At 48.1% G+C, this 19560-nt stretch carries 19 protein-coding genes; 11 read left to right on the forward strand and 8 right to left on the reverse strand.

From position 1 onward, the window contains the following. Nucleotides 1-14 precede the first annotated feature (14 nt). Complete coding sequence (locus tag ACOQOZ_RS01005; RefSeq protein WP_420590420.1) at nt 15-419, forward strand: PaaI family thioesterase; 405 nt, start codon at nt 15-17, stop codon at nt 417-419. Nucleotides 420-555: 136 nt separating this feature from the next. Here the strand turns inward: ACOQOZ_RS01005 and ACOQOZ_RS01010 are convergent, their stop codons facing one another. The 3 genes from ACOQOZ_RS01010 to trmA form a co-directional block, all read right to left on the reverse strand. Next, nucleotides 556-1791 (reverse strand): NADH:flavin oxidoreductase/NADH oxidase family protein, encoded by a 1236-nt coding sequence (locus ACOQOZ_RS01010; RefSeq protein ID WP_420590421.1) that lies wholly within the window; start codon nt 1789-1791, stop codon nt 556-558. Between the two features lie 90 nt (nt 1792-1881). Next, nucleotides 1882-3252, reverse strand: coding sequence for an ATP-dependent RNA helicase DbpA (gene dbpA / locus ACOQOZ_RS01015; protein WP_420590422.1), 1371 nt, complete (start codon nt 3250-3252; stop codon nt 1882-1884). An 18-nt stretch (nt 3253-3270) separates the two neighbouring features. Continuing rightward, complete coding sequence (gene trmA, locus ACOQOZ_RS01020; RefSeq protein ID WP_420590423.1) at nt 3271-4383, reverse strand: tRNA (uridine(54)-C5)-methyltransferase TrmA; 1113 nt, start codon at nt 4381-4383, stop codon at nt 3271-3273. A 277-nt stretch (nt 4384-4660) separates the two neighbouring features. Here trmA and ACOQOZ_RS01025 point away from each other — a divergent pair, with 277 nt between their 5' ends. Both ACOQOZ_RS01025 and ACOQOZ_RS01030 read left to right on the forward strand, forming a co-directional pair. Continuing rightward, entirely contained in the window at nt 4661-5542 is an 882-nt protein-coding gene (locus tag ACOQOZ_RS01025) for an acyl-CoA thioesterase (protein ID WP_420590424.1), read from the forward strand. 9 nt (nt 5543-5551) lie between these two features. Then, on the forward strand, nt 5552-6094 hold the full coding sequence (locus tag ACOQOZ_RS01030; RefSeq protein ID WP_420590425.1) for a thioesterase family protein: 543 nt from the start codon (nt 5552-5554) through the stop codon (nt 6092-6094). A 186-nt stretch (nt 6095-6280) separates the two neighbouring features. Here the strand turns inward: ACOQOZ_RS01030 and ACOQOZ_RS01035 are convergent, their stop codons facing one another. From ACOQOZ_RS01035 to xseA, 4 genes are all read right to left on the reverse strand, one after another. Continuing rightward, nucleotides 6281-7495 carry an HD-GYP domain-containing protein gene (locus ACOQOZ_RS01035; RefSeq protein ID WP_420590426.1) on the reverse strand — a complete coding sequence of 405 codons (1215 nt, stop codon included), beginning with the start codon at nt 7493-7495 and terminating at the stop codon, nt 6281-6283. A 59-nt stretch (nt 7496-7554) separates the two neighbouring features. Further along, nucleotides 7555-7752 (reverse strand): hypothetical protein, encoded by a 198-nt coding sequence (locus ACOQOZ_RS01040; RefSeq protein WP_420590427.1) that lies wholly within the window; start codon nt 7750-7752, stop codon nt 7555-7557. A gap of 3 nt (nt 7753-7755) precedes the next feature. After that, entirely contained in the window at nt 7756-8634 is an 879-nt protein-coding gene (locus tag ACOQOZ_RS01045) for a peptidoglycan DD-metalloendopeptidase family protein (RefSeq protein WP_420590428.1), read from the reverse strand. An 86-nt stretch (nt 8635-8720) separates the two neighbouring features. After that, nucleotides 8721-10100, reverse strand: coding sequence for an exodeoxyribonuclease VII large subunit (xseA, locus tag ACOQOZ_RS01050; protein ID WP_420590429.1), 1380 nt, complete (start codon nt 10098-10100; stop codon nt 8721-8723). A gap of 219 nt (nt 10101-10319) precedes the next feature. Here xseA and ACOQOZ_RS01055 point away from each other — a divergent pair, with 219 nt between their 5' ends. The 3 genes from ACOQOZ_RS01055 to ACOQOZ_RS01065 all read left to right on the forward strand — a co-directional run bounded on the left by ACOQOZ_RS01055 (nt 10320) and on the right by ACOQOZ_RS01065 (nt 13716). Further along, on the forward strand, nt 10320-10787 hold the full coding sequence (locus tag ACOQOZ_RS01055) for a DUF3015 family protein (protein ID WP_420590430.1): 468 nt from the start codon (nt 10320-10322) through the stop codon (nt 10785-10787). Nucleotides 10788-10895: 108 nt separating this feature from the next. Beyond that, the gene (locus tag ACOQOZ_RS01060; protein ID WP_420590431.1) at nt 10896-12767 is read left to right on the forward strand and encodes a DUF4105 domain-containing protein; all 1872 of its coding nucleotides are present in this window, start codon (nt 10896-10898) and stop codon (nt 12765-12767) included. Next, nucleotides 12751-13716 (forward strand): alpha/beta hydrolase, encoded by a 966-nt coding sequence (locus ACOQOZ_RS01065; RefSeq protein WP_420590432.1) that lies wholly within the window; start codon nt 12751-12753, stop codon nt 13714-13716. Before ACOQOZ_RS01060 ends, ACOQOZ_RS01065 begins: the two co-directional genes overlap by 17 nt. Nucleotides 13717-13745: 29 nt before the next feature. On the opposite strand, the gene ACOQOZ_RS01070 is transcribed toward ACOQOZ_RS01065, so the two are convergent. Beyond that, complete coding sequence (locus tag ACOQOZ_RS01070; RefSeq protein WP_420590433.1) at nt 13746-14066, reverse strand: TRL-like family protein; 321 nt, start codon at nt 14064-14066, stop codon at nt 13746-13748. A gap of 322 nt (nt 14067-14388) precedes the next feature. On the opposite strand from ACOQOZ_RS01070, the gene guaB reads away from it, so the two are divergent. The 5 genes from guaB (at nt 14389) to ACOQOZ_RS01095 (ending at nt 19363) form a co-directional block, all read left to right on the forward strand. Then, a complete protein-coding gene (gene guaB, locus ACOQOZ_RS01075; RefSeq protein WP_420590434.1) occupies nt 14389-15873 on the forward strand; it encodes an IMP dehydrogenase in 1485 nt (494 codons plus the stop codon). A 127-nt stretch (nt 15874-16000) separates the two neighbouring features. After that, nucleotides 16001-17581: a glutamine-hydrolyzing GMP synthase gene (gene guaA / locus ACOQOZ_RS01080; protein ID WP_420590435.1), complete on the forward strand. Its 1581-nt coding sequence runs from the start codon at nt 16001-16003 to the stop codon at nt 17579-17581. Nucleotides 17582-17983: 402 nt separating this feature from the next. Next, the gene (locus tag ACOQOZ_RS01085) at nt 17984-18553 is read left to right on the forward strand and encodes a hypothetical protein (RefSeq protein ID WP_420590436.1); all 570 of its coding nucleotides are present in this window, start codon (nt 17984-17986) and stop codon (nt 18551-18553) included. Nucleotides 18554-18605: 52 nt separating this feature from the next. Further along, complete coding sequence (locus tag ACOQOZ_RS01090; RefSeq protein WP_420590437.1) at nt 18606-18995, forward strand: hypothetical protein; 390 nt, start codon at nt 18606-18608, stop codon at nt 18993-18995. A 23-nt stretch (nt 18996-19018) separates the two neighbouring features. Continuing rightward, nucleotides 19019-19363 carry a low molecular weight protein tyrosine phosphatase family protein gene (locus ACOQOZ_RS01095; RefSeq protein WP_420590438.1) on the forward strand — a complete coding sequence of 115 codons (345 nt, stop codon included), beginning with the start codon at nt 19019-19021 and terminating at the stop codon, nt 19361-19363. The last annotated feature ends 197 nt before the right edge of the window (nt 19364-19560 follow it).

Below are 19560 nucleotides of genomic sequence, written 5' to 3' on the forward strand. Positions count from 1 at the left end.
AATGAGCAATGATCATGACCAAAGAGCAAATGCAGCAGTTTTTTGCTGACGAGTTTCCGCAGGCGGAATTTACCATTGATGAACTGGGCCATCGCTGTGCGACCATTCGCAAACATATTGAATTTAAGCATCTGCGCCCGGGCGGCACCGTTTCCGGCCCGGTGATGATGGAACTGGCGGATGCGGCTTTGTATGTCACCATTCTGAATGAGATTGGCCTGGTTGCACTGGCAGTAACCACCAATCTCAACATTAATTTCCTGAATAAACCCGAGTCTGAAAAAGATCTGATCGCTGAATGTAAGCTGATCAAAGTGGGGAAGGCGTTAATTATTGGTGATGTGTATCTTTATTCAGAAGGCAAAGAAGATCCGGTGGCTCACGCTGTTGGAACCTATTCAGTTCCGCCTAAGCGCTAGTTTTCATATTTATTAAAGCCTGCGATATCTTTTTAATAACAGCTGCAGGAGCAGCGGCCTGTCACCGGAGCAGGGACGCGATTGTGACAGGTGTGGCTGAAAAGATATGGCGGGGTTTAATGACCCTGCCTGTGCTTTAAACCTGACTGTTTAAATAGGCACGATAACGCTTAATCAGTTTCTTTAAACGAATCCGGTCACGAATCAAGGAAAGCAGCGGTGAGGCATTAACCTTAGGGTTTTTACCTTTACCCATACGCTGTAACTGTCGTTTGATTACCGCCATGGTGGCCAGCGACGCAATGGCCTTGTCTTTCCATTGCACTACCGGGTCGTGGGCGGAAACGGAAGCATCTTTTTGCCATTCGTTAGGCAGTTGAGGGTTCATTGCCAGTGCGGTGCCGATACCCACCATATCAAAGCCTTCAGTCAGTACCTGTTCGGCAACCGGTAGGCGGCGTACGCCTCCTGTAGTCATCACCGGTATCGTCGCGACAGCAGCAATGTCTTTGGCAAAGGCGAGAAAGTAGGCTTCGCGCTCTAATGTGCGGCCATCGGCGGTACGTCCTTGCATCGCCGGGCTTTCGTAACTACCGCCGGACAACTCTAATAAATCGATTGGCAGGGCATTCAGTGCTTTTACGACGGCCTTGGCATCGTTGGTATCAAAACCACCACGCTGGAAATCCGCAGAGTTAATTTTTACCGTCACTGCAAACTCTGGTGATACCTGTGCCCGTACGGCTTTGATAATGTCTACCAGCAGGCGCATGCGGTTTTCAATTGAGCCACCATATTCATCATTACGTTTATTGGTGAGCGGCGATAGAAATTGCGAAATTAAATACCCATGAGCTGCGTGAATCTGCACTCCATCAAAACCGGCTTTTTCTGCTTGTGAAGCGGTATCAACAAAACGCTGAATCAGGTTCTGTATCTCTTCAACAGTCATGGCGCGCGGTTGACCAAATAAATGTGAGTGTTTACCCAGGTCCAATGGAATATCCGAAGGAGACAACACATCACCACCCATGGCAGCAAACACCTGACGTCCGGGGTGATTAATCTGCATCCAGACCTTGGTGTCATTTTGTTTTGCTTGTTGTGCCCAGGTTTTAAACGGCGCCAGATCAGTCTCTTTTTCTAATACGATGCCACCGGGGCCGGTCAACGCCCGCTGGCTGACCATCACATTGCCAGTAATTGATACACCGGTCCCGCCATTAGCCCAGCGGCTATAAAGACGAAATAAACCGTCACCGGGAATTTGTCCGGTCTCCGACATATTTTCTTCCATCGCGGCTTTGGCGATGCGGTTTTTAATGGTCTGGCCGCAGGGCAGAGTAAAGGCTTGAAACGCTGAGTGAGTCATGGTCAGGTACCTGAATTTTTATTCAGTGTACCTGACCATGGAAAAGCGTGAGGAGGTTAAACAGGCCAGAATTCGATGGCGTTTGGCAGATCAGGCTTTGCGAACTTTAATTTTGCGGCCTTTAATGCGGCTTTGTTGCAGATGCTCCAGGGCAAATTTGGCCTGGTCTCGTTCGACTGCGACATAAGCAACGTAATCCAGCACATCAATTTTGCCAACGGTTTTACCATCAATACCGCCGTTGTTGGTTAATGCACCAAGAATATCGCCCGGGCGCAACTTGTCTTTACGACCGGCCTGTAAACACAGGCTGACATACGGCATTGGTGTAATCGTAGTTGCCTGCTCTGCGGTTAAATCCTGCTCGGCGTGTAAATCACCCGCCGGGTGCTCATTAATAGCCTCAATTTTGTACTGCTCTTTTTCTGTCGCAATACTGATGGCTATACCGGACTTGTCGGCACGGCCGGTTCGACCAATACGGTGAGCGTAGACATCGGTATCACGTGGTAAATCAAAGTTGATCACGTATTCCAGATCATCGACGTCCAAACCACGCGCAGCCACGTCGGTGGCAATTAAGAAATTAGCGCTTTGTTGCTTAAAGCGAATTAATACCCGATCCCGGTCTTTCTGATCCATATCGCCTTGCAGGGCCATGGCGCTGCAGCGCAAATCCTGCAACGCTTGGGACACTTCCTGCACTACTTGTTTGGTATTGCAGAAAATCACGGCCTGCTGAATATCAAAATAACTCAGCACTTTTTTCAGCGTTTCAATTTTTTCTGAACGAGGGCAGATAAATAATTGTTGCTGGATTTTTTTCTGGTCGTGGGTATCGGCAATACGAATCGACTCTGGCTGGTATTGTAAGTGCTTACTCAGCTGTTCGATATTTTCCGGGTAGGTTGCCGAAAACAGCAAAGTCTGACGTTGTTCCGGAGTGTGAGCGGCAATATCTTCGATATCATCGCGGAAACCCATATCCAGCATACGGTCGGCTTCGTCCAGCACCAGGGTTTTAATCTGATCGATTTTCAGTGTGTTTTTGCGCAGGTGATCTTTAATTCGCCCGGGAGTGCCCACCACAATATGAGCACCGTGCGATAGGGAACCGATTTGTGGACCAATTGGCTGACCACCGGATAAAATCACCACTTTGATATTGGCGATATGGCGCGCCAATTTACGGATTTCCTGAGCAACCTGAGTCGCCAGTTCCCGGGTCGGGCATAACACCAGCGCCTGGGCACCAAAAAAACGTGGATTAATTTTATCGAGAATTGCCAGGGAAAAAGCTGCTGTTTTACCGCTGCCGGTTTTTGCCTGGGCAATAACATCTTTGCCCTGCAATGCCAGAGGTAATGCCTGTGCCTGAATATCGGTCATCGACTGATAACCCATATTATTCAGATTGTCGATTTGTGCCTTGCTGATTTTTAATTCGCTGAAGTTTGACATGGTTAGCAGTGTTCTCAGTTAGGCTTGGTTTTTACGGACTAATACAACACCGGTTTCAATATGGTCGGTGTAAGGGAACTGATCAAACAGCGCAAAACGTTTGATATCGTGGGTTTCAGTTAATACCGCCAGGTTACGTTCCAGAGTATTCGGATTGCAGGAGATATAAATAATATTGTCGTACTGCTGCACTTGTTTCACCGACTCGTCATCCAGGCCTGCACGTGGAGGGTCAACCAGTACGGTCTGGAAGTCGTAACCGCTAAGGTCTATATCTTTTAACCGGGTAAACTGACGTTCGCCGCGTAATGCCTGAACAAATTCTTCACTAGATAAACGCGCAATAATTAAATTATCGACGTTATTAGCCCGAATATTTTCCTGGGCTGCATAAACCGATGTTTTAGAAATCTCGGTCGCCAACACCTTGTTGTATTTGTTCGCCAACGCAACTGAGAAGTTACCGTTACCACAATACAGTTCTAATAAATCACCAGTGAATTCATCGGAAGCATTACGTGCCCAGCTGAGCATTCTCTGGTTCATTTCACCATTAGGCTGGGTGAAGCCACCCTCGATCTGGCGATAAGAGTACTGCTCACCATCAACGTTCAGTACTTCGGTGACGTAATCGCGTTCCAGCACCAGTTTCTGCTTGCGCGAGCGGCCAATGATCGGAAAGCCTAACTGTTGTTGCAGCTTTTCCGCTTCTGCCTGCCATTCCTCATCCAGCTTTTTGTGATAGATCAGGGTAATCAGGGCATCGCCGCTAAGGGTGGTTAAAAACTCCACCTGGAACAGCTGGCGGCGTAATAACTCGTTCGGAGTAATGGCTTTTAACAGCTCTGCCATCAGGCGGTTGATTAACTCGCTGGCAATCGGGAAGTCCAGAACTTCGTATTTTTTGCTTTTATCACCCGGCTCACTCATGGCGTAAAAACAGCGATCACCTTCGTGCCATAGGCGGAATTCGGCCCGCAAACGGAAGTGTTTTGGTGCGCTGGCATACACTTCCAGTTCCGGCACCTGAAAATCTTCAAACAGCTGACGTAAGCATTCCGCTTTAGCATCTAATAGAGCAGGGTATTGATCCGGGTCTACCTGATGTTGGTAAATTTCAATGTTAGCCATGATGTTTGTTGTGCTCGCGCTGTAATTACTACTGAAATCAGAGGGGGCGGCCATTATACGGATTGTGGCGGTGACTGCATCTGATTCCGGGTTTGAACAAAAAATAGTCAGTTGTGGCGCTCTGTTACATAATTCTTTCTAATTGGGTTATCCAATGTGAGAATTGTCATTTCGGCCAATGCTAGTCTTAAGTGAAGCTTTAAGGTGAATGCATAATCACAAAAAACTGAATAAGCTCGGATGTTTTCCGGGTTTGCGCACAGAGTAAGGTAGCGTTATGAGTGATGTTCTTGAGCAGTTGATTGAGTTGTTACGACTGGAGTCTATTGGTGTAAACCGCTTTCGTGGCCAGAGTCAGGACCTTGGTTTTCGCAACCTGTTTGGTGGCCAGGTGTTGGGGCAAAGTTTGTCCGCGGCGATTCAAACGCTGGAGAGTGAAGATTGGAATCCACATTCATTGCACGCTTACTTCCTGCGCCCGGGAACGGTATCGGATCCGATTGAGTTTGAAGTGGACGTACTGCGCGACGGCCGCTCATTTGCAACCCGTCAGATTAAGGCCAGCCAGAATGGCAAAGCGATTCTGACCATGATCGCCTCGTTTCAACACCCGGAAGAGGGATTCGACCACCAGGCGGAGATGCCAGAGGTTAAAGGCCCGGACGGTATTCCGTCGCAGCTGGAATTGACCCGCATGTTCCAGGATCACTTCCCGGAGCGAGTACGCGATATTTATACCGCTGATAAGCCGATTGAAATTCGCGTGCTGGACCCGGTCAATATTTTTGCGCCGCAGAAAACCGAACCGGTTAAATACGCCTGGATGAAAGCCGATGCAAAAATGAATGGCGATTTTAACCAGCATGCGCGGGTATTAGCCTATGCCAGCGACTTCAACCTGATTACTACGGCTTTACACCCGCATGGTGTTTCTGTTGCTCAGAAAGACATGCAGGTAGCCAGCCTGGACCACAGTGTCTGGTTCCACCGTCCGTTCCGTATGGATGAATGGCTGCTGTATGCCATCGACAGCCCGAATGCCGGTGGCGCCCGTGGTTTCTGCCGTGGTCAGATTTTTAATCAACAAGGTGAATTAGTGGCGTCAGTGGCTCAGGAAGGCTTGATGCGTAAACGTGATCTGCCGAAGGAAAGGTCGTAGGTTGCCGTTATGATCCAGTTATTTCGTTACGTATTGCTGGTGGCTCAAAAACCCTGGCAGAAACGTCAGAGCCCGTTACGGACCAGCTCTCATGTGTTTCGTGTGATGCCGTGGGACTGTGACCTGAATCTGCATCTCACCAACGGCCGTTATCCGGTATGGCTGGATTTGGTTCGCACTCGCTTCTTTATCGAAATTGGTGCAACTTCTTTGTTTCTTAAGCAGGGTTGGCGTTCGGTGCTGGCGAGTCAGACGGTGACCTTTATTCGCGAAATTAAACCGCTGGCTGAGGTGGAGGTCTGTAGCCAGGTATTGCACTGGGATCGCAAATACCTCTATATCGAGCATCGATTCTTGGTAGATGGGAAGCTGCACGCGTCGACGCTGGCCAGAGTGGCGATGTTGCGTGGTGGTCGGGTGCGCTCTTTCTCGGCGATGCTGGAAGCTATTCATGGCAAAACCCAGCAATTCGATCCGCCAGCCGTACCACCCCATGTGCAGGCAAAAATGGATTTATTAGACGCGAAAAAAGCTCAGGCGGAAGTGAGCTGATAACAATGTAAATATCAGTAGCGGATTGCCGGTAACAGATCCTGACAGCCACTGTCAGTGCTTCCCCGTAAACTAATGAAATACACAGTTACGGGGGAATTGATATGGAAAACAATCAGAGCAACAGCAGCCAATACCAGGCTTGGGGAGATTGGTTATGCACCCGGGTGCAGGATTACCGTCGCTTCAGGAACCAAGAAAATCGTTCAGACGAATTTGCCAGCGTGCCGGGTCTACCGCCTGAACAATCTCATCCTGAACGCCCGGTCGCGACAGATCGATAAATTCCACCGGCAGGTAACGGCGGTTTTTCGCGTGGTAAATCACTTTGACGATTGGCTGGCGCTGATCTTTTTCTCCGGCTTCCTGGATAATCGCCAGTCGCTCACTTTTCAGTTTAACCAGAGACCCCACCGGGTATATGCCCATAGAACGAATAAAGCGATGCACCAGCTTTTCTTCCAGATGTGTGCCGCTCCATTCCAGTAATTTTTTCAGTGCCGCTGTTGGTGGCAGCCCTTTGTGATAAACCCGGTCAGCCGTGATGGCATCGTATACATCGGCAATAGCTACCATTTTACCTTCGCGGCAGATATCACAACCTTTCAGACCCATGGGGTAACCGCTACCATCAATGCGTTCATGGTGTTGCGCAGCCACTTTAACCGTCAGGTCTTTAATACCTGGTGTTTTTTGCAGTAACTCTTTGCTGAACACCACGTGTTGGCGCATCACGGCAAATTCATCGTCGGTTAATTTGCCGGGCTTGTTTAGCACCTCGTCAGGAATCAGAACCTTACCGATATCATGCAGCATGGCACCAACCACCGCCTGGTGCATGGTATCCCGGTCGAGTTTCATATCCCGGGCAAAAATCCCCATTAAGACTGCCAGATTTACCGAGTGCTCAAGCAGGTAATTGTCTTTCTGGCGGATGCGTCCAAGACAGGCGAGGGCGTTATGGTTACGCAGTACTGAATCAACCATACCATCGGCCAGAACATCAAATGCTTCGACATCAATAGCCTTGCCGGTTTTTACATCCTGTAGAACATTGGTTACCAGGTTTTTGGCTTCGTTATGGATTTTTCCGGCTTTGCGCATTTCTTCCTGCGCAGTTACCGAATGATCGCTGTCTGGTAGTAGGATGTCAGCAGCGTGGTCGAGGGCTTTTTGATTATTACGGGCAACTTCGTTTTCGGGGATGGCATCGGCTACATCAAGACCACGTGCTGGGTCGATGTAAACTTCTTTGATGCCACGGCGGACCAGTTCATTAATGGTCGCCTGATCGGGGATGCGACCTTCTTTCTGGTAGTTGTGGTGCGGAATCCAGTCGCAGTTGAGATCAGATACATACATGTCGGGGCGTAGCTGATCTACCGATATCTTCTTTTTCATGGCCAGTCGTAATACTCATCGATGATCGAAGTATAGACCTGACTTTGGCAGCTCGTGTGTTATTTCCTGACCTTTTTTGTGTCTATAGTGTTAGTTGGCTTGCTGGAACTATGTTGTTGATTTTCAGGCAAAAATTCGGCGGCTTTGGAGAAGTCAAAAGCGATATCCGGGTCCATTTTATCCAGATCCGGACGGATCCCGCAGCCAGATCCTTTAACCGGCATCAGTGAAGACGTGCCTGCGGGCTTATTGCTCATCGCTTATTTTTCCTTGTCGGCCAGGCTGGCAACGCCCTGCAGTGGCGCCATTAGCAGCAGCGGATTTACCCGGGCGTTGTTAAGGCTGACACTCCAGTGCAAATGAGGTCCGGTAACCCGGCCGGTCGCCCCAACTGTACCAAGGCGATCGCCAGCGGTAACACTTTCTCCATTTTTTACTTCGATGGAATTCAGGTGGCAATACATGCTGATCAGGCCCTGGCCATGGTCAACAAATACGCTGTTACCGTTAAAAAAGAAATCTCCGGTAAGAATCACTTTACCGTCAGCCGGCGCCAGAATGGGGGTGCCGGTGGCTGCAGCAATATCCAGTCCGCTGTGGGGTTTACGTGGCTTATCATTAAAAAAGCGTTTTAAGCCAAATGGGCTGCTGACTTGCCCGGCCAGTGGCCAGGCAAATGGAGAATATGAACGATCTTTACTGAAGGTTTTAAAGGCCTGGGTAATCTGCTTTTTTTCCTGTGTAACCCGTTGCAGATTTTCTTTGCTAAGGGAAACGTGTTTTTTATTAACCGTCAGGCGCTGCTCTTTGTAGGCAAAATCTTTGACTTCAAAGCGGTAGGTTTTATTGCCTACTTTAATTTCCGCGTTACCGGGAGCTTGTCCGAGTGGAATTCCGACCACGGCTTGCCAGGGTTTTTGTTCGTCCGGGCGCAACACCATTAACGGGTTGTTATTAAAGCTGGCTTTGGGCTGTTTTAAACCATATCCGATCGGAACAATCGCAACCCCACCGGGAATGCGTTGCTGTAATGGCAATTCGGATTGTTGCAGCTGATTAACCTCAGCGCTGGTTTGAATACTTCCGGCTGCAAACACAGACATCAGAAACTGGCTAACACCCTGAATCAGTTCTACCACAAAATTTTCCCGACGTTAATAATTTGATTCTCAGTATAGACAGTTAGATACAACGTCAATTCAGTACCTGAGAGTGAGGCTGATATTCACTGGTTATCGGCGTTGTCGCCATGTTTACTCTGTATATCAGAGCCGTTATGGATATCAGTGACAGAACATTCTATCCAGCCGTGATGTAACCGTGTGTGAAGCGAATCACCTTTTTCTAACTGTTTTACACTTTCTAACACTTCACCGTCGGGTTTCTGGGAAATCGAATAACCACGACCTAGCACCTGCAGTGGGCTGAGGTTATTCAGCAAGTGTGCCTGCTGATTCAGTTTCTGATTGGCTTGCTGCAGGGTTTGGCTGACGCTGTATTGCAGTTGTTTCTGCAAGTGCTCCAGCTGTTTCTGATAGTCGTTTAAAAGTCGCGTCGGGTGTTGATGAACCAGAGTCTGGTGTTTCACCTGTAATGCTTGCTGGCGCTGTTGTTGCTGTTGCTGCCAGGCTCGGGTCAGACGAATCTCGAGATTATCTAACTGTTGTGCGGCTGAATTTAATTGCTGCTGAGGTGTGCGTAAACGGCTGAAAACCTGAGTCACTCTTTGACGCTGTTGAACCAGATAATTACTCCAGCTTTGCTGTAAGCGGTGGCTGAGCAGCGTCAGCATGCGTTGCTGAACCTGCTGGTCACTGCTCAGTAACTCGGCAGCCGCAGATGGCGTTGGTGCACGGGCATCGGCAACAAAGTCGGCGATAGTGGTATCCGTTTCATGGCCAACAGCACTGACGACCGGTATGTGGGACGCGAATATTGCGCGCGCCACAACTTCCTCATTGAAGCACCACAAGTCTTCCAGTGAACCACCACCACGTCCAACAATAATCGCTTCAGCCCAGTTGTCGCGATTAGCACGTTCAATTGCACCGACGATTTGTGGCGTTGCCTCGCGCCCTTGCACCTGGGTCGGATAAATGCTGATTTCAATGGCCGGATTACGGCGCTTCAGCACTGTTAACATATCTTGCACAGCAGCACCGGTTGGCGACGTAATCAGAGCAATACGTTTGACCGTTGTAATGGGTTTTTTATATTCGCTGGCAAATAAACCTTCGTGCGCCAGGCGATTTTTTAACTGTTCAAAGGCCAGTAATAACGCACCTTCACCGGCGGGTTTCATGGCATCGACAATCAGTTGATAGTCACCACGATTTTCGTAAAGGCTGACTTTAGCGCGTAACTCAACTTTATCGCCTTCTTTTGGTTGAAAGCGTAATTGTGCGGTGCGCGAACGGAACATGGCACAGCGAACCTGAGCTCCCTGATCTTTTAGTGTGAAATACCAGTGGCCGGAAGAGGGGCGGGATAAATTCGAAATTTCTCCTTCGACGCGAACGGAGGCAAATGAAATTTCCAGCAATTGTTTGGCACGCTGATTCAGCTGGCTCACGGTAAACACGGCGTTGGCAGATTGAGAAGACATCGGGTTCTGTTTAGCTGAGGTTAATATTCGCAGGGTAAAGTCATACTCAGGAATGAGTGACCCGGCAAGGCTGCCATAAATTGATCTGACACACCAGCGGCACAATGTTAAACAGCATTAAAGTTGTTGTGGCGGTAGACAGAAAAAAGCAATGGGTCTAGTGTTTAGAACTTCAGCGGAAGCTGATAATAACAAATTCCAACGACAAGGATTATGAGCATGAAAAAAATCATTGCAGGTGCAATTCTGGTTTCTTCCTCAGCTTTCGCTATGGCACAAGATCCTGCTGGTTGTGGTGTTGGCACTGCTATCGTGTTTCCAGACGCTAACGAGTGGCATGAGCATGTATTAGCAGTAACCACGAATGAGTCTACCAGTAACACGGTCAGCATGACTTCGAATCTATTGAATTGTGATAGTGCTAACGGACCTCTGAAGCTGTCTCAAGCATTCATGGACAACAATATGGATCAGCTGGCAGCAGATTCTGCTAAAGGTCAGGGTGAAACGCTCGCGGCTTTAGCGGAAGTAATGGGTATTGAAGTACAGCACCAGCCGACATTTAATCGCCTGATGCAGTCAAACTTTGATGCTATTTTTTCTGTTGAAGCAACATCAGCTTCTGCTCATGAGGCAATGACTGCGGCGATGGCTGAAAGCACGGCGTTGAAAAAATATCTGGGCTGATTAATATTGTTGTCAGCTGGACAAAGCGCGTCAGGCTTGGCTTGTCGCGCTTTTTTAATATCTGTTGTTTGAGGAATGCCACTCTTGATGCAGAAAATGGAAAAGCGAATGCATCAGCTTACCGGTTCATTATTGCCGCTTGTATGTCTTGCCTTGACGTTGTTGTCTGGTGATCTTTATGCAGTACAGGTGCCTGAGCAGCGACTACAGGAGCTGGCTCAGGATAAACAATGGCGTCATTTATTACATTATCGGTACCATGTATTCTCTGCGAAAAACTACAGCCAGAATGACGACGACGAATTTTTCCTTTCTGAGCATGGGCAAACCGATCTATATCAGGAAATCCGAGCTAACTATATTGCCTTCAAACAAGCTCCATTAACTGATAACCAGTCTTCCCAGTGTCAATTCCCTGCGCGCTATTACTGGCTTAAGTCCAAACTGGGTAAAGAACACTTTGTTGACCAGCCTTGTAGTAGGTTGGATCGCTGGTTGGAAAAAATCAACGGCCATTCACTGACGTTAATTTTTCCTGCTTCTTATATCAACTCGCCTTCGTCTATGTATGGTCATACGTTACTACGTATCGATGATAAAAATCCGAAAAAAAGTAAACTGCTGGCACCCAGTGTTAATTTTGCAGCGCGAACTAACCCGGATGATAATGAGCTCTTGTATACCATTAAAGGGCTGGCTGGAGGATATCCGGGAGAAATATCCATTGCACCGTATTACACGAAAACCAATGGATATCAGCATATGGAATACCGTGATATTTGGGAATATTCTCTGAACTTTACTGAGGCGGAAGTTCAGCAGTTTGTTCGACATGTCTGGGAGGTGAAGGACTCCCGTTTTGATTATTACTTTTTCGATGAAAACTGCTCCTATCGGTTGTTAGCTTTGTTAGATGCAGCGAGCGAAAGAGCTGATCTGGCCGATGATTTTTTATTGAAAGCGGTTCCTGTTGATACTGTTCGCGCACTGAAAGAACAGCGTTTTATATCGGCTAAACAATTTCGTCCGTCAGCTTCAACCGAATTGAATCATCGTGAGCAACAGGCCAGTCTACCGGTGTGGAGTGCTGCGCGCAATATCGTAGAAACAGATCAGAATATTGATGAGCTGTTAGAACCGTTAACCCAAATCGATCGTATTCACGCATTAGAGTTGGCATATGGTTATGCAAGATACCTAGCGGTAAAAGAAAAGCGATCGGGTGTGCGAATGCGTCAGAGAACATTAAGAATTTTATCTCAGCGCAGCCGCTATCAGGCTGAAAGTGATTTTACCCCGGTACCGGCGCCAAAATTGTCCGATGATGAAGGACATGCTTCACAGAGGCTGACGGTTTTAGCTGGTCAGGCGACAACAAGATCCTTTGTGCAGCTAAACTGGCGCATCGCCTTTCATGATTTACTTGATCTCCCTGATGGCTTTATTCGTGGGTCGCAAATTCAGATGGGAAAAGTCGGTTTGCGGTATTGGCCAGACAAAAGTGCTGTTAAGCTGCAGGAATTTCAGTTAATCGATCTTTTTTCGATGGGGAATAAGTCCGTTTTCCAGAAACCCGGCGCCTGGGCTGTCAGTTCCGGGGCAGAACGTTTTCTGGCGCCGGGCTCAGAGCTTTATGCTTATCTGAAACTGGCTTTTGGTAAAAGCTACCAGACCGAAATTGGTCGTTTTTACGTTATGGCTGAGAGCCAGTTGCTGGCCGATAATCAATTTGATGAGGGTTTTCAGTTATCCGTTGGTCCCCGGGCTGGGTGGTTAATCCAGCATCGTGATATTCAACATCAACTGGAATTGAACTGGCAGCCGCTAACAACTCACGAAAATGTTGCTCGAAGGGAATTCAGCTGGCAATTGGGATGGCGTCTGGCGGATGACAAACAAATTCGTGCAGGATTTAAACGTCAATTGTTAAAAGATCAGGGCAATAACGAAACGGAGTTGTCATTTGTCTGGTATTTCTGAGTGGCTCGCTGATCGTTTAAAAACAACATTGCTCATCGTGTGTTTGCTGTTGTCGGGCTGCAGTTCATTAACCTCGCTGTATTTTTATCCGCAAACGGTCTGGATCCAAACGCCGGAAGCGCTGGGCCTGGAATACCAGGATGTCTGGCTGGCCGCTGCCGATGGTACAGAATTGCACGGTTGGTGGTTACCTGGGCAGTCACCAGATAAACACTTGCCGGGGCAACCACTTGCCGAAGACAACGAGCAACAAGCCGCCAGCGACCTGGTGGTGCTATTTCTCCATGGTAATGCTGAAAACGTCAGCAGCCATGTGCGTAATGTCGAGTGGTTACCGCCGTTAGGTGTGAGTGTTTTTGCTTTGGATTATCGTGGCTTTGGTGCGTCACAAGGTGAAGCACTCATGCCGTCGGTGTTGCAGGATGTCGAAGCCGCCGCTATCTGGCTTAAAACACACTTTCCGGATAAAAAGCTGGTGGTGCTGGGGCAGAGTATGGGAGCTGCGCTGGCGGTAAACTTTGTGGCCGCCGCACAAGATCGCTATCAGATACAGGCGTTGGTGCTCGATGCTCCGTTTGCAGGTTTTCCTCAGATTGCTCGTTCCGCACTGACTTCCACCTGGTTGGGCTGGATATTTGTGCCATTCACCTGGCTGATACCCGCCGACTGGAACCCGGTTGATAAAGCCTCGAAGATCACAATTCCGACGCTGGTGATGCACAGTCCGTACGATCAGGTGATTCCCTATGAGCAGGGTCAGGCGGTGTTTCAACAGCTGGGTGGAGAACGTTGCTGGCTTGATAGTCGGGGGGGACATATAGCAACATTTTCTTTTTTAACGTTGCGGCAGTCCGCTCTATCGTTTATCGAGCAGAAAAAATGTATTGGGCAGGCTGCTTTTTATAGAGGCTGGGCCTTAGAGAATCATTATGACTGCGCCAACAGATAGCGTTGGCGCAGGTTGCACGAGAACCGAAATCAGTTGCCGCTTACAACAGTGCAGTATTTTGAGAAAAATAGCATAACGCTGGTCACTTCAGCATCAACAGTAGCTACTTTCGTAATACCACCGGCCTTTTTAGCAGCTTCAATAGAAGCGTCGCCAGTGGCAAATAATCCCAGAATATTTGTTGCACAGGCACTACCCGTCTTTTGAGCTGTAGCATCATTGTTCGCCATGCCCTGATATTGAACATTGGTATATAACAGACCGTTGCCAGCAGGTGTAGGAGCCAGGGAACAACCAGTGGCCAATAATGCGATGCCGGAAATCGCTGCAGCTTTTAAAATCAGTTTCATGTTGTCTTCCTTAATTCTTAGTTAATAGTCCTAATCTGATTGATTTAGGACTGCTGAATAATAGCGCTATTAACAATAAATATGTAAGCACTGTTTTCAATGTTTGAGTTGCATGAGCAGTTGTGCTCCTCATATCACCTCATTTAACCAGGAGAAAAACAGACTCATTAGTCAGCTTTTTCTAAAGCAGCAGTCCTGCGCTGAAGCCACACCAGCTCTGGGCTCTGGGTAGATTTACTTAAGGAAAATCCGGCTTGGCCAGGAGGGCTTGTTCGGTTATAATGCGCCGCCTTCTAATATTCCTCTTTCTGGAAGGCACCTTATGTTGCGAATCGCTCAGGATGCACTCACATTTGATGATGTGCTTTTGGTACCCGGCTACTCCGAAGTTCTGCCTAATCAGGTCTCGCTGAAGACCAAACTGACTAAAGGCATCGAGCTGAATGTCCCTCTGATCTCTGCCGCTATGGACACCGTAACTGAAGCCCGTCTGGCGATTGCAATCGCCCAGGAAGGTGGCTTAGGTATCGTTCATAAAAACCTGACTGCAGAAGAGCAGGCCGCTGAAGTCCGTAAAGTTAAGAAATACGAAAGCGGTATCGTTAATGATCCTTTCACGGTTACCAGTAACACCACCATTCGCGAACTGCTGGAGCTGACTGCTCAACACAATATCTCCGGTATGCCGGTTGTCGATAACGGCGAGCTGGTCGGTATTGTTACCAGTCGTGATGTGCGTTTCGAAAAGAATCTGGATGCTTCCGTAGCAAGCGTAATGACTCAGAAAGAAAATCTGGTCACTGTGGTTGAAGGTACCGCTGCTGCTGACGTACAAAAATTACTGCGCAAGCACCGCATCGAAAAAGTGATGGTACTGGATGCCGATGGCAAATTAACCGGTCTGATGACGGTTAAAGATATCGAAAAAGCCCGTGCTTACCCGAATGCAGCTAAAGACGACCAGGGTCGTTTATTAGTGGGTGCCGCGGTTGGTACCGGTGCTGGTACTGAAGAACGTGTTGCTGCGCTGGTGAATGCCGGTGTTGACGTAATTGTGGTGGATACCGCTCATGGCCATACCAGCAACCCAAGTGGTACCGGTGTGATTGACCGAGTTCGTTGGGTTAAAGAAACCTATCCGCAGGTTCAGGTGATTGGTGGCAACATCGCCACAGCTGAAGCCGCGATTGCTCTGGCAGAAGCGGGCGCCGACGGCGTTAAAGTGGGTATTGGCCCGGGTTCTATCTGTACTACCCGTATCGTTGCTGGCGTTGGTGTACCTCAGATTTCTGCTGTGGCTAACGTTGCTGCGGCGATGGAAAAATACGGCGTACCGGTTGTTGCAGACGGTGGTATTCGTTTCTCCGGCGATATTGCTAAAGCCATCGTTGCCGGTGCTTCTGTAATTATGGTTGGCTCCATGCTGGCGGGTACTGATGAAGCGCCAGGTGAAGTTGAGCTGTATCAGGGTCGTGCTTATAAGTCTTATCGTGGCATGGGTTCTCTGGGTGCAATGGGTCAGAGCCAGGGCTCTTCCGACCGTTACTTCCAGGACAAAAAAGCCGGTGTCGACAAACTGGTACCGGAAGGTATCGAAGGTCGTATCGCGGTGAAAGGCCCGGCATTAAGTGTTGTTCACCAGCTGATGGGTGGTGTACGTGCAGCGATGGGTTACACCGGTTGTGCCACCATTGATGAGATGCGTACCAAGCCTGAGTTTGTGAAAATCACAGCGGCGGGCATGAAAGAATCTCACGTGCACGATGTACAAATTACTAAAGAAGCGCCGAACTACCGTTTAGGATAATAACCAAACGGTCAGGTTCGAAATTTTACACCGCGGTTTGGTGTATAATGGCGACAGATTTAAAAAGGGGGTGAAGATGATTCATCCCCGTTTTCGTTTTTGAAAAAGTTAATTTTGGTGTTGTTTTATGTCCCAAGACATCCACGCTCAACGTATTCTGATTCTCGACTTCGGTTCTCAGTACACACAGCTGATTGCCCGTCGTGTTCGTGAAATTGGTGTATTTTCTGAAATCCGCGCCTGGGATATGGACGAAGCGGAAATCCGCGAATACAACCCGACCGGTATTATCCTGGCTGGTGGCCCTGAGTCGGTAACCGAAGACGGTTCTCCGCGTGCACCACAGGTTGTATTTGAATTGGGCTTGCCGGTACTGGGTATTTGTTACGGCATGCAAACCATGTCAGAACAGCTGGGCGGTAAAGTTGAAGGTTCTGATGTTCGTGAATTTGGTTACGCTCAGGTTGCGGTTGAAGGCAGCAGCGAACTGTTAAAAGACATTAAAGACCACGTTGATGCAGAATCCGGCAAGTCACTGCTGGATGTATGGATGAGCCACGGCGACAAAGTAACGTCCATGCCGGAAGGTTTCGAGCTGATGGCTTCTACGCCAAGCTGCCCGATTGCTGGTATGTACCACGCTGAGAAAAACTTCTTTGGTGTTCAGTTCCACCCGGAAGTAACGCACACCCTGCAAGGTAAGCGTTTACTCGAGCATTTTGTAATGGATATCTGCGGCTGTGAAGCGCTGTGGACTCCGGCGAAAATCATCGAAGACCAGATCGAAAAAGTTAAAGCTCAGGTTGGCGACCAGAAAGTACTGCTGGGTCTGTCTGGTGGTGTCGATTCTTCCGTTGTGGCGGCACTGTTGCACAAAGCCATTGGCGATCAGCTGACTTGTGTATTCGTTGATAACGGTCTGCTGCGTAAGAACGAAGGCGATATGGTCATGGACATGTTCGCTAAGAACATGGGCGTTAAAGTAATTCGCTCTGATTCTGAAGAGCTGTTCCTGGGTAAGCTTGAAGGCGTATCCGATCCGGAGCAGAAGCGTAAAATTATCGGTAATACCTTTATCGACGTATTCGATGAAGAGTCGAATAAGCTGCAGGGCGTTAACTTCCTGGCGCAGGGCACCATCTACCCGGATGTGATCGAATCGGCTGCGGCTAAGACCGGTAAAGCACACGTTATTAAATCGCACCACAATGTGGGCGGTCTGCCAGAAGACATGAAAATGGAACTGGTAGAACCACTGCGTGAACTGTTTAAAGATGAAGTACGTAAAATTGGTCTGGAATTAGGTCTGCCATACGACATGGTTTACCGTCACCCATTCCCGGGTCCGGGTTTAGGTGTTCGTATTCTGGGCGAAGTGAAGAAAGAATACGCCGATATTCTGCGTGAAGCGGATGCCATCTTTATCGAAGAGCTGCACAACTTCGACTGGTACCACAAAACGTCACAAGCATTTGCGGTATTTATTCCTCAGAAGTCTGTGGGTGTTGTGGGTGATGCACGTCGTTACGAATGGGTTATCGCTATTCGTGCGGTAGAAACCGTAGACTTTATGACAGCTCGCTGGGCGCACCTGCCATACGAGCTGCTGGAGAAGGTTTCTAACCGTATTATTAACGAGATCGAGCATGTATCTCGTGTGACTTACGACGTGTCGTCTAAGCCACCGGCTACGATTGAGTGGGAATAAACGTCAGGAAAGACGTTTATAGCGAACTTAAGTTCGGCCGTAGGCCGAGCTACATGGACGTAGCGAGTCAATAATTCCACGTTCGCTAAACAAGAAACCGCCCGGTTTTAAAACAGGGCGGTTTTTTTGTGCCCGATGAATATGCACCGGTTGTTATGAATGGCACGAAATGGCACTTTGTTATCAATTAAGTCAATAGCATATGTTGGGCTGTTGCCGAAAGAGCGTGAAAGCGTTTTTCGAAGGGAGTGTCTTGCTAAGGAAGGTTTCAGATTGAAATTAGTTGTTCGTCTTTGGATTCTCGAAGAGTGCTTTCAAGCTTGTAAGGTATGCGACCTTGCAAGGTCCAACTATTAAAATGTTAGGCCTTAGAGAGATATGTTCAAGAAACTAGATCACAATGTGCCTGAGTTAGCACAACACAAATATTCAAATGAGAAATTTGAAGGTTACGAGATTGATCTTGGGTTCAAGGATGCAGTGCATGTGTTTCAAAACTGTATCTTTGAGAATTGTTGCTTAAGAATTAATTCAAACTCTTCTGCCACGCCTAATATTCTGAACACAAATCGTTTCATTAATTGCATTCTGTGGCCAGGAAGAAAGCTTTCCCTGAGTACGGTCGAGGCAGATTTTGAGCGGTGTACTTTTAAAGGTAAATGGTCTGGACGAGTGAAAGGCAATGTAAAAAATTGTGACTTTTCAGAGGCTGATCTTGAAATGGTCACTTTCTTCGATCAAAAAGAGATCGGAACTAATACATTCTCTGGTAATGACTTGGCAATAATTGAAAATGTTGGCTCACATAAGAAAGCAATCAAAGATGCTTTAGGCGATGAGTCTAAATTATGGATACATATTCGACCTAATATGGGACTATTTGTATTCAACATAAAAAAACATAAAGATTCGGATGTCTTGCAGCGTTTATTGCCTGACTTACCGTTCGTTAAAATAGCAGGCAATGCCTAACAAGGGCGTGCAATCTGACCTCCGGCAGTTGACGCCGGCGTTAAGAACCAATATGAACTTCATACCAAAAATCTGCACAACACTGATCGCCATTTCGTTAGTAATATTCTTCGCAACTTTCTACCACTATCAGGGAATTCTTGAAAATGAAGTGAAGCTTTCTTCTGTAGTTGCGGAAGCAGCATCTGCTTTTAACTCAGCCCCAGTCTACGATGAACCCAGTTTTGTACCTGGGCGTTATGGGATTACCGAAGAGCGAAGTGTCTTTCTGTTGTTTGCTCTGGCCGCCTTATTCTCACTCTCGGCCGCGGCTACTGCAGTGGCGGCCCGCTTGAAGAACGGACCTTTCCAGTCATTTGTAGCAATTACTCTTTGTTCATTGTGCGTAATTGGCTCCATCGCCTACACCGCATATTTGTATGGCTTAGACACTTACGCTTAGCAAAATCAGGAAGCACCACCTCAATGCCCGATAATCTCAATCTGCTGTTTATCTGTAGCCGTAACCAATGGCGCAGCCCAACCGGCGAAGAAGTCTGGCGTAAACGCCCTGGCTTTAATGCCCGCTCAGCAGGCACCAGCCCCAATGCCCGAAAAAACGTTGGAGCAGCTGACATTCGCTGGGCGGACCACATCTTTGTGATGGAGAAGAAACACAGAAACAAGCTGATGGCTGAGTTCTCACGGCTTCTGGAGCATAAGCCGATTCATGTATTGGACATCCCCGACGAATATCACTACATGGACCCGGAATTGGTCGACGAAATTGACGTCAGGGTCTCAACGATTCTCGATGCGTTACCGCACTAATGGAGTAAAGACCGCTCTCGGTCATTGAGCTACAGTTAACAGACGCTGGCCATATCGGCAGAGCAGCACACGGATAGTACTTAAGCCGCCAACAAACCGCCTTCGGGCGGTTTGTTGCTTTTGGGTGGAATTACTAGGTTATTTGTCATTAATGCCTAACTATTTGTGAGAAAACGTCTATGCTTAGAACCATGAGA

This window comes from Bacterioplanoides sp., from assembly GCF_965219715.1.
Taxonomy (GTDB): Bacteria; Pseudomonadota; Gammaproteobacteria; order Pseudomonadales; family Oceanobacteraceae; genus Bacterioplanoides.

What these genes read in the sequence shown, in the direction of transcription:
- ACOQOZ_RS01055 (WP_420590430.1), top strand. Translation starts at nt 10,320, where the DNA reads ATGAAAAAAATCATTGCAGGTGCAATTCTGGTTTCTTCCTCAGCTTTC.
- ACOQOZ_RS01010 (WP_420590421.1), bottom strand. Translation starts at nt 1,791, where the DNA reads ATGACTCACTCAGCGTTTCAAGCCTTTACTCTGCCCTGCGGCCAGACC.
- trmA (WP_420590423.1), bottom strand. Translation starts at nt 4,383, where the DNA reads ATGGCTAACATTGAAATTTACCAACATCAGGTAGACCCGGATCAATAC.
- ACOQOZ_RS01070 (WP_420590433.1), bottom strand. Translation starts at nt 14,066, where the DNA reads ATGAAACTGATTTTAAAAGCTGCAGCGATTTCCGGCATCGCATTATTG.
- guaA (WP_420590435.1), top strand. Translation starts at nt 16,001, where the DNA reads ATGTCCCAAGACATCCACGCTCAACGTATTCTGATTCTCGACTTCGGT.
- ACOQOZ_RS01005 (WP_420590420.1), top strand. Translation starts at nt 15, where the DNA reads ATGACCAAAGAGCAAATGCAGCAGTTTTTTGCTGACGAGTTTCCGCAG.
- ACOQOZ_RS01035 (WP_420590426.1), bottom strand. Translation starts at nt 7,495, where the DNA reads ATGAAAAAGAAGATATCGGTAGATCAGCTACGCCCCGACATGTATGTA.
- ACOQOZ_RS01090 (WP_420590437.1), top strand. Translation starts at nt 18,606, where the DNA reads ATGAACTTCATACCAAAAATCTGCACAACACTGATCGCCATTTCGTTA.
- ACOQOZ_RS01040 (WP_420590427.1), bottom strand. Translation starts at nt 7,752, where the DNA reads ATGAGCAATAAGCCCGCAGGCACGTCTTCACTGATGCCGGTTAAAGGA.
- xseA (WP_420590429.1), bottom strand. Translation starts at nt 10,100, where the DNA reads ATGTCTTCTCAATCTGCCAACGCCGTGTTTACCGTGAGCCAGCTGAAT.
- ACOQOZ_RS01095 (WP_420590438.1), top strand. Translation starts at nt 19,019, where the DNA reads ATGCCCGATAATCTCAATCTGCTGTTTATCTGTAGCCGTAACCAATGG.
- dbpA (WP_420590422.1), bottom strand. Translation starts at nt 3,252, where the DNA reads ATGTCAAACTTCAGCGAATTAAAAATCAGCAAGGCACAAATCGACAAT.
- ACOQOZ_RS01060 (WP_420590431.1), top strand. Translation starts at nt 10,896, where the DNA reads ATGCATCAGCTTACCGGTTCATTATTGCCGCTTGTATGTCTTGCCTTG.
- ACOQOZ_RS01025 (WP_420590424.1), top strand. Translation starts at nt 4,661, where the DNA reads ATGAGTGATGTTCTTGAGCAGTTGATTGAGTTGTTACGACTGGAGTCT.
- guaB (WP_420590434.1), top strand. Translation starts at nt 14,389, where the DNA reads ATGTTGCGAATCGCTCAGGATGCACTCACATTTGATGATGTGCTTTTG.
- ACOQOZ_RS01030 (WP_420590425.1), top strand. Translation starts at nt 5,552, where the DNA reads ATGATCCAGTTATTTCGTTACGTATTGCTGGTGGCTCAAAAACCCTGG.